A 14652-nucleotide genomic window follows, 5' to 3' on the forward strand; every position below is an offset into this window, starting at 1 on the left:
CGGCACCCTGCGAGCCAAGATTTGTCATGGCCATGCCTTATGTGCCTGGTGGTGGAATTCTGCGCAAACCGTTGACCACCCGAGGCGCGCCCGAGTATGAATTCAACAAGTCACTTCTTGAATCTGGCCGGGAACACATCGGAGGATCAGCGTATGCGTCATGGAACGGTCATCTTCGACAACGTGGTGCACATCCACAATCTGAGCGACGGCAACGTCATCGAACCGGCGGGCCGGGTGGCGCACAACTTCTTCCACCGCATGCTGAAGAAGGAGAAGGGAACCGACTTCCCCTACGAGGAGTTCGCCTCCGCCTGGACCGGGCGCAGGGTCGGCGAGATCCTCTTCCGGCCCGGGTCCGAGATCGACTACGCCATGGTGCAGACGGTCCCCATGTTCGACCTGTACAAGGACGGACTGGACGCGGTGGAGCGCCAGTACGAACTGGTCCAGCTGTATCCGGAGCGGGTGATCTTCTGCGGCGGCACCGATCCCCTCCTGCGGGGAATGAACACCGCCATGCACGACATCGACCACCAGATCCAGGACCTGGGGGCGCGATCGATCAAGTTCTACACGGCGCACACCGGCGGCCGGTCCTGGCGAATGGACGACCCGCGCGTCGCGTACCCGCTCTATGAGCGGATGCTCGAACTTGGTGTGGACATCGCCCAAGTACACAAGGGCAACCCGCTGGGTCCCGAGCCGCTGACCGCGCTTCAGGCGCACGACGTCGGGCAGGCCGCGCTCGACTTCCCGCAGATGCGGTTCATCATCCACCACCTCGGCGTGCCCTACGAGGACGAGACGATCACCATCGCGGCCCGTCACGAGAATGTCTTCCTGTCGATGTCGACCTGGATCAACCTCCTCAAGGTCGCCCCGCGCCTGACAGCCGAGCGGCTCGGAAAGGCGCTCTTCCATGTCGGCCCCGAGCGCATCCTGTGGGGTTCCGAGGCCCCCCTCGGCCCCGATCCGCAGACCCTCCTGGAGTGGTGCTGGTCCTTTCAGATGCCCGAGGACCTGCGGGAGGGGTACGGCTACCCGGAGATCACCGACGAGCACCGGCGGATGATGTTCGGCGGCAACATGCTGAACCTCCTCGGCATGAAGGCCGTCGCGCCGCAGCCCCCGCAGAGGGAGGCGGACGACCATGCGGCCTGAAGACCTGGCGCTGGGGCTGAATGTCCAGCGCCTGCTGGACAGCACGATCCGCCCACTGCTGAACGTGGACGCGGGTGACATCGAGGTGACGTCCGTCGTGGACGGCCGGGTGACCCTCACCCTGCTCGGCGGCTGTTCGCGCTGTGTGTTCCGGCTGTCCTGCGCCTCCTACACGGTGCTGGACCGGATGCAGGAGCGGTTCGCCGACCGGGACGCAACCTTCGAGGTGGCCAACGCGCCGGTCGCGCCGCGCACGACCGGCCGGGGAGCGCCCGACTCCCTGCGCTCCGCTCAGGCGTCGCCGGCGGCCGAGCCGGCCTCTTCGGTCTGAGCAGCGGGCGGCACCTCCCCGCTGGCGAGGACGGCACCACGTCCTCGCCGACCCACCCTCTTGACGGCATTTTCCCGGTCTGAAATTTCCCGCAGTGCCGGTTGGTGTTTCCCACATCGGCTGGCGCCGCAATTCCAGAGGGTTCAACCGTTGTGCTCGGCGGATACCTTCACCCGGGCCGGGGGCCGTCATAGTATTCCCCGCACCAATCGTTCAACGGAGAACGTCATGGTCATCAGAAACCGGATTCTTCCGACCGCTCTTCTGTGTCTGCTATCGGTTACGGCATGTGGCACCTCCGCCGGTGGAAGCGGCACGGATGCCACGGCCTCCGGGGCTGTCACCAGCCTCAAAGTGGGCACCAGCCCGGCTCTCACGAATGCCTCGCTGTATCTCGCGGCCGAGGACGGTACGTTCGCGAGGAACCACGTCAAGGTCACCCCGCAGGTGCTCAATTCCGGAGCTCAGGCCGTTCCGCTGCTCCTCAACGGACAAATCCAGTTCGCGGCATCGGACCCGCTGAGCGCGCTGGTAGCCATTGCCAACAACACCTCGCTCGTGATCGTCGCCCAGGGGCCCGTGGTGCCGGAGAATTCCGCGGACGATCCGACGGGACTGCTGGTACCGAAGGACTCCTCGATGCGGGAGGCGACGGGAACGGCCGGCAAGACGATCGCCATCAACGCGCTGAACAGCGTCTCCGAAGTGAGCATGAAGGCCGGTATCGACGCCCTCGGAGGCGATTCCAGCAAGGTCAAGTTCGTCGAGGTCCCGTTCGCGCAGATGGTCGACGCCGTCACGGCGGGCCGGGTCGACGCCGTCGGCACCACCGAGCCCTACGTCACCGAGGGCACGGAGAAGGGACTGGTCCGAGCATCGTACGGCGGGCTGAGCCAGACCATGGGCGGCGTGCCACAGTTGGTGTACCTGGCTTCGGAGTCGTATGCGGACAGCAACCCCTCAGTGGTGAAGTCCTTCGCCGATTCCATCACCGCCGCCAACGGCGCACTGGAGAATGACCCGGAGAAGATCCGGACAGTGGGCGCGGAGTCCACAAGTGTCCCGGCATCTGTCCTCGACAAGATCACGCTGCCGACGTTCATCGCCTCCGGTCTGACGCTCGACCAGCTGACCAGGCTCCAGGACCTCATGGTCAAGTACGGGGTGATCGACAAGCCTGTGCCGGAGCTGGCGCAGCACGTCATCACCGCCACGGGGTGACGAGGGTATGAAGACCGCTGTCACCTCTGCGGTGGACGGCCGGGCCGAGGCCGGCCGCGCCACCGTCAAACGGCGCGGACGGCCGGGCCGGGCGGCCCGGCTGAGACCAGCAGGCCGCCCGGCGGCCCCCCGGACCGGAGCCACGCTGCTCGCACACCGGCTGCTGTGCGTGGCCGCGGCCCTCGGGCTGTGGCAGGCGGTCGTGGCCCTGGGCGTCGCACCGCCCTCCGCCCTCGCCGCCCCGTCGGCCGTCTTCCCGGAGCTCGTCGCGGTGTTCCCCACCGCGGAATTCTGGGCGGACATCGGCGACACGCTGCGCAGCTGGGTGACCGGGCTCGCGATCTCCCTGGCCGTGGCCGTACCGGTGGGCCTGGCCCTCGGCGCCAGCGATCTGGCGTACCGCATGTCCAGGTTCACCATCGATTTCCTGCGCACCATCCCGCCCGTCTCACTCATCCCCCTCTCCCTGCTGCTCTATGGGGCGAGCGAGCGGATGGCGCTGATCCTCATCGTCTTCGGTTCGGTCTGGCCCGTACTGATGCAGACCATGTACGGGGTGCACCAGGTCGACCCGGTGGCCCGGGACGCCACCCGCGCCTACCGACTGAGTCGAAGGGATGTGATCTTCGCCCTGGTGCTGCCCAGCGCCGCACCCTTCATCGCCACCGGAATCCGTATCGCGGCGACGATGAGCCTGCTCCTGGCCATCGGCGCGGAACTGATCGGTGGCGCACCGGGCATCGGCCGGGCGATCGCTCTCGCCCTGGAGAGCGGCGACATTCCCCGGATGTATGCCTTCGTCGTGGTCAGCGCCGTTCTTGGCGTCCTGCTCAATCTCGCGATGGTCACCTGTGAAAGGAGGCTGCTCGGATGGCACCCGTCCCACCGGCCCCGCGTCCTGTGACCGGCCGCCGCCTGGCCAGAGGCCTGATCGGCACCGGCGTCGAACTGATCGTTCCGGCCGGGCTCATCACGGCCTGGTGGCTGATGAGTTCCGGCAGCACCTCTCCGTTCTTCCCGCCGCTGTCCGCCATTCTGTCCGCGCTGCGGGAGACTTGGCTCTTCGCCCACTTCAGTTCCGACGCGCTGCCGAGCCTCGGGAACCTGGCCGTCGGCTATCTCATCGCCAGCGCGGCCGGTGTCCTCATCGGGCTGGTGCTCGGCATGGCCCCGGTGCTCGGCGACGCCGCGGCCCCCGTGGTCGAGTTCCTCCGCGCCGTGCCCGGAGTCTCGCTGCTGCCCGCAGCCGTCCTGCTGCTCGGCATCGGCTCACAGACCCAGATCGCGCTCATCGCGTACGGCGCCGTCTGGCCGGTCCTGCTGAACACCGCCGACGGAGTGCGGGGCATCGATCCGCTGGTCGGCGAGGTCGGACGCAGCTACCGGATCAGCAGACGCGACCGCGTCCTGCGGATCGTCCTGCGCGCGGCGAGCCCGCAGATCGTCGCCGGGATGCGCACCGCCTTGTCGATCGGGATCACCATGATCGTGTTCAGCGAGATGGTCGGCTCAACCGAAGGCATCGGATACCAGATTCTCCAGAGCCAGCGAGGCTTCGCCGTCCCCGAGATGTGGGCGGGCATGGTCCTGCTCGGCATCCTCGGCTACCTCCTCAACATCGCCTTCCGCGGCTTCGAGAACATCGTTCTGAAGTGGCACCGCGGCATGCGCGAGCGATCCCAGTAGCACCCATAACACCGCGAGGAGCGCAGATGCACAGCGATACGACGACCAAGGCCGGGGCCGCCTCCGGCGAGGCGGGCGAGGTCCTGCTGTCCGTACAGGGCCTGTCCCGGAGCTTCGCCGGCCCGGACGGCGAGCGGCTGGTGCTGGGAGGTATCGACCTGGAGGTGCGGCGTGGGGAGTTCCTCTGCGTTGTGGGACCGTCGGGCGCGGGCAAGACCACGTTCCTGCGGTGCGTCGCTGGACTCATGAGGGCGTCGGGCGGAGCCGTCCTCCTCGACGGGCAGACCGTAGAGAGCCCGCCCCCTGCCCTGGCCGTCGTCTTCCAGGACTACAGCCGTTCCCTCATGCCGTGGATGTCCGTGGCACAGAATGTCATGCTGCCCCTGCGGTCCAAGGGTCTGCCCAAGCGCGAGCGCCGGGAGCGGGCGAGGGAAGCCCTCGACGCCGTGGGCCTCGTCGGCAGTGCCGCCCAGTACCCGTGGCAGCTCTCGGGCGGAATGCAACAGCGGGTGGCGATCGCCCGGGCTCTGGCCTACGAACCCGAGGCACTCCTCATGGACGAGCCGTTCGCGTCCGTGGACGCACAGACGCGCGCGGATCTGGAGGACCTGATCCTGGGAGTGCGGGAACGGTTCGGCGTGACTGTCATCCTCGTGACCCATGACATCGACGAGGCCGTCTACCTTGGCGACACCGTCGTCGTACTGTCGGGCACCCCCACCCGTGTCCGCGCCACGATCACCATCGGTCTGGGCCGCCATCGTGACCAGCTCACCACCAAAGCACTGCCGCGGTTCGGTGAGTTGCGCACCAGGATCCTCGGACTGATCCGCAAGGAGGCATCCCCTGCGCCAGAAGCCTCCTGACCGGCAGGCGCACGGCGGCGAACGCCGCCGCACCGATGACTTCCTGACGCAATGCACGACGTAGGGACATGGACCGTGGAGCTGCTCTAGGCCGGGCGGCGTCCACCCCGCACGCGGGTGCCGTCGCGGGCGCGAGCCCGCTCCCCGGCGAACCCGGGACTAGGAGCTGTTTGGGGTTCGGATCTCTTCATGGCTCGGTGGTGTGCTGAGTGGTGCTGGTAGAACTCGGATGTGGCGCGTTTTGATGTGACGGATGCCGAGTGGGCGTTGATCGAGGGGCATCTGCCGGTGGCGGCGACCGGTCCGCTGCCGCGGCGGGTGCGGGATCAGTTCAACGGGGTGCTGTGGCGGTTCCGGGCCGGGACCGGCTGGCGTGATGTGCCGGAGCGCTATGGCCCCTGGGCCACGGTGTATTCACGGTTCAATGCCTGGGCGGGGGCGGGAGTGTTCCAGGCCCTGATGGACGCTCTGACCGCCGAGGCTGCGGCGCGGGGCCGGGTCGGGCTCGAACTGGTCGGTGTGGACTCCACGGTCGTGCGGGCCCACCACGAATCGGCGGGGCTGGCGGTCGCCGGGGAGACCCTGGACGCTCTCGAACAGGCCCTGACCGAGGAAAAGGGGGTCCCGCTGCCGCAGCAGGGACCGGTCCTGCGTGTGATGCCCCGCCGCCCGCATCCGGTGCGGGCACCGGGGACGAGCCGCAACAGGACCGTGCTGCGGCACGGCGCCGCACCCGCGCGAGGGCGAAGGGGGCCGGGCTCGGCCGGTCCAGAGGCGGGCTGAGCAGCAAAATCCATGCCGTGGTCGATGCCTCGGGTCTGCCGCTGGCCTTCGTCCTGACACCCGGCCAGGCCGCCGACAGCCCGCAGTTCCAGGCAGTGCTGAACAGAATCCGGGTCGCCGGCCCCGCCGGACGCCCGCGGACCCGGCCCGCCGCGGTGGCCGCTGACAAGGCCTACTCCTCCAAGGCCAACCGCACCTACCTGCGCAGACGCGGTATCACCGCAGTCATCCCGGAGAAGAAGGACCAGGCCGCGAACCGGAAGAGGAAGGGCTCGGCGGGCGGCCGGCCCGTCACCTTCGACCCTCACCGGTACAAGCAGCGCAACACCGTCGAGCGCTGCTTCCAGAAGATCAAGACCTGGCGCGGACTCGCGACCCGTTACGACAAGTCCCCGGAAAGCTACGAGGCGGGACTCCACCTCCGAGGATCGATCATGTGGCTGAAGCACCTCACCCCAACCACATGATCCGAACCCCAAACAGCCCCTAGTACTGCAACGGTCCTTGTGGTGACGGTTGGGCAGGTCGGTCGTTGGGCTGCTCATGGGTGGGGAACTGTCTGATGCCCGGTCATGGGCGGGTGAACTGAGGGCTCTGCACGAGCGGTTCGTGCACCGCTTCGCGAGGTCTGAGCCGCGTGAATCGGCGCTGGCGTACATGCGGGGGCTGATCGCTCCTCTGGAGCGGAAGAACGGCTGGACGCTGGCGGAGGAGGCGGGTCATGCGGGACCTGACCGGATTCATCGACTGCTGAACCGGATCGACTGGGACGCGGACGAGGTCCTGGACGACGTGCGTGAATACGTGGTGGAGCATCTTGGCGACCGGGATGCGGTGCTGATCGTCGACGACACCGGGTTCCTGAAAAAGGGTGTCCGCTCGGCAGGTGTTCAGCGGCAGTACTCGGGCACGGCGGGGCGGACGGAGAACTGCCAGGTCGGGGTCTTCCTCGCCTATGCCGCCAGCCACGGCCGTACCCTGATCGACCGGCGCCTCTACCTGCCCGCTTCCTGGACGGACGACCGGGAACGGTGCCGACGGGCCGGCATCGACGGCACCGTCGTCTTCGAGACGAAGGTCGCGATGGCCAGGGCGATGGTCCGCCGCGCGATCCAGGAGAAGATCCCGTTCCGGTGGATCACCGCGGACGCCGGCTACGGCTACTCGAAAAGCTGGCGGACCGAGCTGGAACGGGCGGACGTCTTCCACGTCATGGCCACCACCCGGCACGACACCGTCGTCACCCGCTGGGCCCTCGACCACCCCGTTCGTGACCTGTTTCCCGGGCTGCCGAGGCAGAAGTGGAAGCGCCGTTCCTGCGGGAACGGCTCCCACGGCCCCCGCGTCTTCGACTGGGCCCGGGTCGAGGTCCGGCCCTGGCACCGGGACGACCGCCGGCACTGGGTGATCGCCCGCCGCAGCGTCCGCCGACCCGAGGAGATCTCCTACTACATCGCTTACTGCCCCGCAGACACCACGCTTGACCAGATGATCCGTGTTGCCGGTGCCCGCTGGGCCGTCGAGGAATGCTTCCAGACCGCGAAACAGGAATGCGGTCTGGACGACTACCAGGTCCGCCGCTATCCCGGCTGGCACCGCCACATGACCCTGGCCATGGCCGCCCACGCCTGCCTCACGGTCCTGCGGGCCCGCGAGCTCGACACCGGGAAAGAAGAAACGGATCCTCCGGCCTTGTCCCCCTCAGCCTGGCCGAACTCATACAGCTGATCCACCGGCTCACACACCGCCGGCCGGCCTCGATCGACCACATCCTGCACTGGTCCCGCTGGCGCCGACGACGACAGCACCAAGCCCGCATCTGCCACTACCAACAACGCGGCCACACACCACCCGAAACTGCCCAACCGTCACCACAAGGACCGTTGCAGTACTAGCTAGCGGGCCTCGCCAGCATGGGACCCTGGCGAACCGTGCCCGACGGTGGCCGTAGGCGGGACCCGCCCTCGCCGCGATGTCGCCACCACCATGCGGCAACGGCCAGGACAGTGCCGTGACGCGCGTTCCGGCCCTCACCGCGTTCGGTGAACCACCGATACCGGTGTAGGGGCCGGACGAGGTGCTGGCCGCGGTCCACGCCGTCGGCCTGTGCGGCACGGACCTCAAGACCGTCTCGGGGAGCACATGGCGGTACGGACCCGCAACCTCCTGCCGTTCGCCGACACCGACACCGACACCGACTGCGCCGCAGCCGCTTGGACGCCGTGGCCTCAGCATGGCACGCCTTCGCCAGCCCGCACTTCCTCTGGACCCGGAGGGGGTACGGGCGTACCGGCCACCGGGCGGATGACCCGGTGACCTCACCCCACATCACCGGGGCCGTATGTGTGAGGCCCTGGACATCATTGCGTTACGACACGTACAGTAAATGAATCCAGTCGGGCATCGGGCCCTGACGGCGGGTCCGTATGCCCGGCGCGTCCCCGTCGTGATCCAAGGCGACGCTGGCGGCCGGACGTCACGTGGCGGGGGCCTGAGCAGAACCGCCCGGGCGTCGACGCCGTCAGGTCGCTGGCATGTCGAAGAGAAGGGTGACCAGGGCGCCGGCCGACCCCTTGTCCTGCCCGTGGGCGCGACAGACCCATGATTCGAACGGAAGTCCGGAATGGCCAGTGAGCGAATCTTCATGCCCAAACTCGGCATGCACATGACTGAAGGCGCAGTGTCCGAATGGCTGGTCGCGGACGGCGAACAGTGCACCGAGGGCGCCCCCGTCGTGGAGATCGAGACGGACAAGGTCACTCAGGAGGTGGAGGCCCCCGCCTCGGGCCAGGTACGCATCATCGTGCCCGCAGGGACCACCGTCGACGTGGGCGCGGTACTCGGCGAGATCACCAGTACCCCCGCCACGGGGGACGACGAGCGCAGTGAACACGGCTGGACCGGAGAAGCGGGAGGCACGCCGGCATGACTCTCACCGACGAAAAGAAACTGACCCTGTTCCGCACATTGCTCCGCGCCTCCCGGATGGACGAGTACGCGCGTGACTGCCTGCGGCAGGGCGCCATCAAGCTGTTCTGGCACAGCAGCGCAGGCATGGAAGCGGTCGGCGTCGGAGGTGCGAGCATGCTCGCACCCGATGACTACGTCTGGTATCACTACCGCGGTCACGGCCTGCCGTATCTGCTGGGCCGGGGCGGCGATCCCCGACCGCTGTTCGCCGAGCACTTCGGGAAGGCGTCCGGCTGCGCGCAGGGCCGGTCCGGCTACCACGTCGTCGCACCCGAGGTCGGCATCTTCGGATTCTTCGGGTTCCTCGGCGCGGGCCTCGGCGTCGCGACCGGATACGGCATGTCGGCACAGCACCGCGGCGCCGGCCAAGCAGTACTGTGCGGCCTCGGCGACGGCACCGCCAACCGCGGCAACATCCACGAGAGCCTCAACCTCGCGGCCCTGCGGAAGCTGCCCGTCGTCTATCTCTGCGAGAACAATGGCTACGTCGTCTACACCCCGCGGTCCAGCACGTACGCGGGCCCCTCAGGCGACTACAAGGAACTGGTCGAGAGCTACGGAATTCCCGCCCGTGTCGTCGACGGCCAGGACGTGTTCGCTGTGGCCGAGGCGGTCGCCGAAGCGCTGGAACGGGCCCGCGCCGGATACGGGCCGGCGTTCATCGAGGCGAAGACGTTCCGCTACCGCCCGCACTCCGAGGGCCAGGCCGATCTGACCCTCGCGGCGAAGCGTGAGGTCCAGGGCCTGGACCGTGATCCGCTGCGGCTGGCCCGGGAGCGGCTGGCCCGTGAAGAGCTGCTCGGCGACGAGGAGTTCGCAGCCATGGAACAAGAGGTGGCCGCGGAGATCGCCGAGATCGACCGGTTCGCCCGCAGCGCCCCGGACATGGTGCCGACCGTCGAGAGCCTGCGGGCCGCGACGTACGCCGATTGATCACACCACCAGCGGAATCGGAGAGTACTCGTGCCCAGAAAGAACATCGTCCAGGCCATCCGGGAAGCCACCCGCCTGGAGATGGCGCAGGACGAGCGGACGCTGCTCATCGGCCAGTCCGTCCAGGGCTCGCTGTTCGGTACCGGAGCCGGCCTGGTCGCCGAGTTCGGGCCGGACCGGGTCATCGACACGCCGCTCGCGGAATCGACGGCCGCCGGAGCCGCGATCGGCATGGCACTGACCGGCTACCGGCCCATCCTCGAACACATCGCCTCCTTCTCCATGGCCTCCTTCGAGGAGCTGTTCCTGCTGGCCCCCAGTTGGAAGATGCTGCACGACCAGGCCGTACCGCTGACCATGCTGCTGATCGGCGGCGGCGGAACCGGCTCACCCGACCACTCGGTCCTGCCTCTCGGCATCGGTCTGCAGTGCCCCGGGCTCAAGATCGTGGTTCCCTCCAACGCCTACGACGCCAAGGGCTTGCTGGCCACCGCGGTGGCCGATCCCAACCCGGTGCTGTTCATGGCCCATGTGCACACCCTGGCGGACCGGACGGAGGTACCCGACGAGCGGTACACGATCCCCTTCGGGCAGGCGCAGGTGGTGCGGCCGGGCGACGACGTCACCGTGGTCACCTCCTCGTTCGGGGTGAAGCTGGCGCTGCGGGCGGCCGAGGCCCTGGCGGACGAGATCAGCGTGGAGGTCATCGACCTGCGGACCCTCGAACCGCTCGATGTGCCCACCGTCCTCGCCTCGGTGCGGCGGACCCGGCGGGCCGTCGTGGTGGACCAGGACATCGACCGGGGCGGACTCGCGGCGGAGCTGGCGGCCACGCTCTCGAGCGCCTGTTTCGGATCGCTGCTGGCCCCCGTGCAGCGCGTCGCGCGTCTTCCGGTCCCGGTCCCCGGCGGACTGGCCGGGGACCTGTTCGTCCAGCCGGACGCCGAGAAGATCGTCGAGGCGGTCCGCGCCACCACCAGGGCCACCGTGCCCCAGAGCAAGGGACGAGGGTGAGTCGGGCATGCAGCAGGAGACCCCCGCGGCGGACGACTCCACCGTGCGGCCCGTGACGCCGTCAGCCCCTGTGCCGTACGACGTCGTGCCGTTCAGCGGCATCCGCCGCCGGACGGCCGCCCACATGGTCCTGTCGAAGGCGACTGCCCCGCACACGCTGTGCGCGATCGAGGCCGACTACGCCGCGGTCGACCGTGTCCGCAAGGCGGCACGCCTGTCGTACCTGCCCTTCACCGCCCAGGCCGTGACGATCGCGCTGAGGGAGTTCCCGCAGCTCAATGCCTCGGTCGTGGGCGACGCGCTGCACGTTCACCAGCGCGTCAATCTGGGCATCGCCGTCGATCTGGGGGCCGCCGGTCTCGTCGTACCGGTCATTCACGACATCGGTGACCTGAAGGTCACGGAGATCGCCGGACGTGTCGCCGACCTCGCGGACCGGGCCCGGCGCAAGAAGCTCACCCTGGACGACGTGGCGGACGGCACCTTCACCGTCACCAACCCTGGACCGTTCGGCACGCTGGTCAGCGCGCCCATCATCAACCAGCCGCAGGTGGCCATCCTGGCCACCGATGGCATCAGGAAACGCCCGGTCGTGCTGGACGTGCCCGGCACGGGGGAGGTGATCGCGATCCGTCCGGTCGGCACCCTCTCCCTGTCGTTCGACCATCGTGCCGTCGACGGCGCCTACGCAGCCGGGTTCATCCACCGCGTCAAGGTGATCCTGGAGACCACCGACTGGAAGGCCCGGCTGTAGCCGCCTGGCAGGGCTCAGGGATCACAGCCCGGGGTGCGTGAGGTGAGCCGGTGCGGCCCGCCGGTTCCTGGGGCGGGAGCCGTCTCCTGACGTGTGCTTCGAGCAACGCGGGGCTACCCTGGCCCGGTCAGTGCGGGGCAAGTACAGGGGCGGTGGTCACCGGTGACTCGCGTCGGTGAGGACCGGGGACCGGCACCCGGCCGGGCGCTGACCGAGTGCCTGGTCGCGTTGCTCGCGCGGCGACCGGGCCCGGCCCCGTCCACGGTCGCGGAAGCCGTCCGTCAGGTCTGCGCGGTGGACCATGTGGCTCTGGTTGAGATCGGGCCCGAGGAATGCACCGTCATGGCGGTGGCCGGTCCCGATCTGCTGACGGTGGGGACGAGCTCGCCCCCGACGGTCTCGACCCGGCTTCTCGCGGTCGCCCAGGGCCGCGTCTGGTTCTCCTCGGACATGAGCAGGGAAGAGGGGTTCGACCGGCCGATCGATCAGTTGCACTCGGCTCTCGGCATCAAGGCCGGGGCAGGTGTCCCGCTCCGGGTCGGTGGTCGGCCTGCCGCGGCGGTGCTGCTGAGCTGTACGGCCCCTGGACGCGACTGGGGCCCGGCGGTCGCCGGGATCGAGGAGGCGGCCGGACTGCTTCTCACCGCGCTCGGTTTCGGCCGCGGCGAGGACGACGTCCTGCGGGTCGTGGTGATGTACCCGGACGATCAGCTGATCGCCCATGGTCTGGCCAGGATCGTCGAGCGGGGGCTGGCCGCGGAGGTCGACGTGATCGCGGGTCCATGGGTGCCGCGGCTCGCCGAGCTGGTCGCCAAGGCCGATGTCGTCGTCACCGACTCGGCGGCGGACTGGGCGGGAGACACAGGCCGCCTCGTCGTCGTCCACGACGGCCCTGGGCCCGCTCCCGCGAGCGGCACCGTGGTCTCACGCGACGCGGCGGCGATGTCGCTGGTCGCCGCTGTGGCACACACGTCGAGCGTGGCCGGACCGCAGCGCCCGGCGCCCGTCGCGACCGGCCTGTCGCCGCGTGAGGTCGAGCTTCTTCGTGAACTCGCCGGCGGCCGGTCCTACAAGGAGATCGCCGGCCGGCTCCGGCTCTCGACGGCGACATTGCGCGGCTACTCGCGCGGCCTGTACGCGAAACTCGGCGTGCACTCGCGCGCCGAGGCGGTCGCCAAGGCCACGCAGAGCGGGTTCTGATCCAGGTCACCCACAACTGTGGCTGACCACGACTGCCGTCCCACCTCATTGATGCGTGGTGGCATCTCTCGGGGAAGCGCAGACTCGGTAGGTAGCGAGGGTCTGGGAGAGATGCCTGGCCACCGAGACAGCAGCCACCCGCAGGACCGCTTCGGCTTCCGGGCGGTTTGCCGACCGAGCCCACGTACCCGCCCAGAAGCACTTTGGCCCAGCGACCCCTCGACCACCCGACGTCCCGAGCAGTGAGGCTTGCGACATGATGTTTCCGACCCAGCCCCTGCCAGCACCTTCCACCGGTGTTCCCGGCAGGTGGTACGCCCTCGCCACCGTCGAGATCGACGGACGCACCCAACCCGGACTGCTACTCGAAGACGGCACCCTCATCGCCCCGCCCGAACTCGCCGCGACCACCGTGAAGGAACTGCTGAACCGCTGGGACACGGCCCAGCCCGACCTGGCGGAACTGGCGGCGCGTCCCGGACCGCCCGTTCCCTCCGGGACACTGCTCACTCCGGTGCGGTACCCCGATTCGCTGATCGCCGTCGGCGCCAACTATGCAGGCCACCTCAAGGAGATGGGACTCGAGGTCAAGCGCTGGGTCCCCATGCCGTTCTTCCACTGCCCACCACGTTCCCGTCTCGTCGGGCCGGGAGCCACCGTCCGTATCCCGGATTCCACCACGCAGTTCGACTGGGAGTGCGAACTCGCCGTCGTGGTCGGCCGTACCCTGCGCCACGCCTCGCGGGACGAGGCCCGTGCCGCGATCGCCGGCTACTCGATCGGACTCGACCTGACCTGCCGTGACCTGATCCAGGTCGACGGCCTCGGCCTCGACCTCGCTCGGGGCAAATCCCAGGACAGCATGGCCCCGTGCGGGCCGGCGGTCGTACCGGCCCGGTTCATCCCCGATGACGGCGACCTCCGTATCACCCTGTCCGTGAACGACGAGCCGATGATGGACGCGTCGACCAAGGAGATGCTCTACCCGGTCGATGAGGTGCTCGCCGAGATCAGCCGCCACAACACGCTGAGGCCCGGTGACATCGTCTTCACCGGCTCACCGGCCGGCTCCGCCGGCGACCACGGTGGCCGGTGGCTGCGTCCGGGGGACCGGATCGACGCGGCCATCACCGGTATACCTACTCTGACGGTGACGATGACGCGGGAGGACTCATGACGGCGTTCCCGACCCTGTCCGGTATCCACCACCTCAAACTGCCGGTCCGGGACCTCACCGCGAGCATCGCCTGGTTCGCGCGGGCGTTCGGGGCCCAGTACCTGGAGCAGTTCGACCACCATGACGCATCGGGCGCGCGCTTCGCGGTCATCGTGATGCTCCCGGGCGTCGGCGTACCGGTCGAACTGCGGCTCGCCCCGGCGGCGGCCGAGGCTGTCGCCGGGTACGACCCGGTGACCTTCGGTGTCGCGGACCGCGCGGCGCTCGACGCCTGGAGCGCGCACTTCGACGCCGTCGGTGTGCCGCACAGCCCGGTGGTCAGAGGGTTCATCGGCGAGGTGCTGGAGGTCGTCACGAACGACGGCCTGCCGCTGCGCCTCTACACCGATCCCGTGGGCGGATTCGGCGCCGTGCGACTTGACGAGGATCATGTCGACCTCGCAGGATCCCCTTTCGGACAGGACATCATGAAAGCCTGAGCGGCCACCGGCCGCCGACTTCAGTCCGCGATGGCGCCGCACGCCCGAGGCCCCGTGAGAGCCCTGCCGGTCCT

At 68.9% G+C, this 14652-nt stretch carries 14 protein-coding genes and 1 pseudogene; all 15 read left to right on the plus strand.

Annotated features, from left to right (window positions below):
* The first annotated feature begins 153 nt into the window (after positions 1–153).
* The 15 genes and pseudogenes from ACFRFC_RS06325 (at position 154) to ACFRFC_RS06395 (ending at position 14578) form a co-directional block, all read left to right on the plus strand.
* Positions 154–1164, plus strand: coding sequence for an amidohydrolase family protein (locus ACFRFC_RS06325; RefSeq protein WP_382691968.1), 1011 nt, complete (start codon positions 154–156; stop codon positions 1162–1164).
* The gene (locus ACFRFC_RS06330) at positions 1154–1495 is read left to right on the plus strand and encodes a NifU family protein (protein WP_382691967.1); all 342 of its coding nucleotides are present in this window, start codon (positions 1154–1156) and stop codon (positions 1493–1495) included. The genes ACFRFC_RS06325 and ACFRFC_RS06330 overlap by 11 nt, the downstream gene beginning before the upstream one ends.
* 228 nt (positions 1496–1723) lie before the next feature.
* Positions 1724–2716 carry an ABC transporter substrate-binding protein gene (locus ACFRFC_RS06335; RefSeq protein WP_382691966.1) on the plus strand — a complete coding sequence of 331 codons (993 nt, stop codon included), beginning with the start codon at positions 1724–1726 and terminating at the stop codon, positions 2714–2716.
* Between the two features lie 7 nt (positions 2717–2723).
* On the plus strand, positions 2724–3620 hold the full coding sequence (locus tag ACFRFC_RS06340; RefSeq protein ID WP_382691965.1) for an ABC transporter permease: 897 nt from the start codon (positions 2724–2726) through the stop codon (positions 3618–3620).
* The gene (locus ACFRFC_RS06345; protein WP_382691964.1) at positions 3587–4402 is read left to right on the plus strand and encodes an ABC transporter permease; all 816 of its coding nucleotides are present in this window, start codon (positions 3587–3589) and stop codon (positions 4400–4402) included. The genes ACFRFC_RS06340 and ACFRFC_RS06345 overlap by 34 nt, the downstream gene beginning before the upstream one ends.
* 26 nt (positions 4403–4428) lie before the next feature.
* Positions 4429–5268 (plus strand): ABC transporter ATP-binding protein, encoded by an 840-nt coding sequence (locus ACFRFC_RS06350; RefSeq protein ID WP_382691963.1) that lies wholly within the window; start codon positions 4429–4431, stop codon positions 5266–5268.
* A 231-nt stretch (positions 5269–5499) separates the two neighbouring features.
* Positions 5500–6518 (plus strand): annotated as a pseudogene (locus ACFRFC_RS06355) (IS5 family transposase).
* A gap of 76 nt (positions 6519–6594) precedes the next feature.
* Complete coding sequence (locus ACFRFC_RS06360; RefSeq protein WP_382691962.1) at positions 6595–7779, plus strand: IS701 family transposase; 1185 nt, start codon at positions 6595–6597, stop codon at positions 7777–7779.
* Positions 7780–8674: 895 nt separating this feature from the next.
* Entirely contained in the window at positions 8675–8980 is a 306-nt protein-coding gene (locus tag ACFRFC_RS06365; RefSeq protein ID WP_382691961.1) for a lipoyl domain-containing protein, read from the plus strand.
* Positions 8977–9954, plus strand: coding sequence for a thiamine pyrophosphate-dependent dehydrogenase E1 component subunit alpha (locus ACFRFC_RS06370; RefSeq protein WP_382691960.1), 978 nt, complete (start codon positions 8977–8979; stop codon positions 9952–9954). The genes ACFRFC_RS06365 and ACFRFC_RS06370 overlap by 4 nt, the downstream gene beginning before the upstream one ends.
* 30 nt (positions 9955–9984) lie before the next feature.
* The gene (locus ACFRFC_RS06375) at positions 9985–10968 is read left to right on the plus strand and encodes an alpha-ketoacid dehydrogenase subunit beta (RefSeq protein ID WP_382691959.1); all 984 of its coding nucleotides are present in this window, start codon (positions 9985–9987) and stop codon (positions 10966–10968) included.
* 7 nt (positions 10969–10975) lie between these two features.
* Positions 10976–11722, plus strand: coding sequence for a 2-oxo acid dehydrogenase subunit E2 (locus tag ACFRFC_RS06380; RefSeq protein ID WP_382691958.1), 747 nt, complete (start codon positions 10976–10978; stop codon positions 11720–11722).
* Between the two features lie 162 nt (positions 11723–11884).
* Positions 11885–12922 (plus strand): LuxR C-terminal-related transcriptional regulator, encoded by a 1038-nt coding sequence (locus ACFRFC_RS06385; RefSeq protein WP_382691957.1) that lies wholly within the window; start codon positions 11885–11887, stop codon positions 12920–12922.
* A gap of 256 nt (positions 12923–13178) precedes the next feature.
* Entirely contained in the window at positions 13179–14099 is a 921-nt protein-coding gene (locus ACFRFC_RS06390; protein ID WP_382691956.1) for a fumarylacetoacetate hydrolase family protein, read from the plus strand.
* A complete protein-coding gene (locus tag ACFRFC_RS06395; protein WP_382691955.1) occupies positions 14096–14578 on the plus strand; it encodes a VOC family protein in 483 nt (160 codons plus the stop codon). The genes ACFRFC_RS06390 and ACFRFC_RS06395 overlap by 4 nt, the downstream gene beginning before the upstream one ends.
* Positions 14579–14652: the final 74 nt, after the last annotated feature.

The sequence above is a fragment of the Streptomyces sp. NPDC056734 genome (genome assembly GCF_042790455.1).
Taxonomy (GTDB): Bacteria; Actinomycetota; Actinomycetes; order Streptomycetales; family Streptomycetaceae; genus Streptomyces.

Coding starts and splice junctions, on each gene's coding strand:
- ACFRFC_RS06360 (WP_382691962.1), top strand. CDS start 6,595: ATGGGTGGGGAACTGTCTGATGCCCGGTCATGGGCGGGTGAACTGAGG.
- ACFRFC_RS06380 (WP_382691958.1), top strand. CDS start 10,976: ATGCAGCAGGAGACCCCCGCGGCGGACGACTCCACCGTGCGGCCCGTG.
- ACFRFC_RS06350 (WP_382691963.1), top strand. CDS start 4,429: ATGCACAGCGATACGACGACCAAGGCCGGGGCCGCCTCCGGCGAGGCG.
- ACFRFC_RS06325 (WP_382691968.1), top strand. CDS start 154: ATGCGTCATGGAACGGTCATCTTCGACAACGTGGTGCACATCCACAAT.
- ACFRFC_RS06370 (WP_382691960.1), top strand. CDS start 8,977: ATGACTCTCACCGACGAAAAGAAACTGACCCTGTTCCGCACATTGCTC.
- ACFRFC_RS06365 (WP_382691961.1), top strand. CDS start 8,675: ATGGCCAGTGAGCGAATCTTCATGCCCAAACTCGGCATGCACATGACT.
- ACFRFC_RS06335 (WP_382691966.1), top strand. CDS start 1,724: ATGGTCATCAGAAACCGGATTCTTCCGACCGCTCTTCTGTGTCTGCTA.
- ACFRFC_RS06395 (WP_382691955.1), top strand. CDS start 14,096: ATGACGGCGTTCCCGACCCTGTCCGGTATCCACCACCTCAAACTGCCG.
- ACFRFC_RS06390 (WP_382691956.1), top strand. CDS start 13,179: ATGATGTTTCCGACCCAGCCCCTGCCAGCACCTTCCACCGGTGTTCCC.
- ACFRFC_RS06345 (WP_382691964.1), top strand. CDS start 3,587: ATGGCACCCGTCCCACCGGCCCCGCGTCCTGTGACCGGCCGCCGCCTG.
- ACFRFC_RS06340 (WP_382691965.1), top strand. CDS start 2,724: ATGAAGACCGCTGTCACCTCTGCGGTGGACGGCCGGGCCGAGGCCGGC.
- ACFRFC_RS06330 (WP_382691967.1), top strand. CDS start 1,154: ATGCGGCCTGAAGACCTGGCGCTGGGGCTGAATGTCCAGCGCCTGCTG.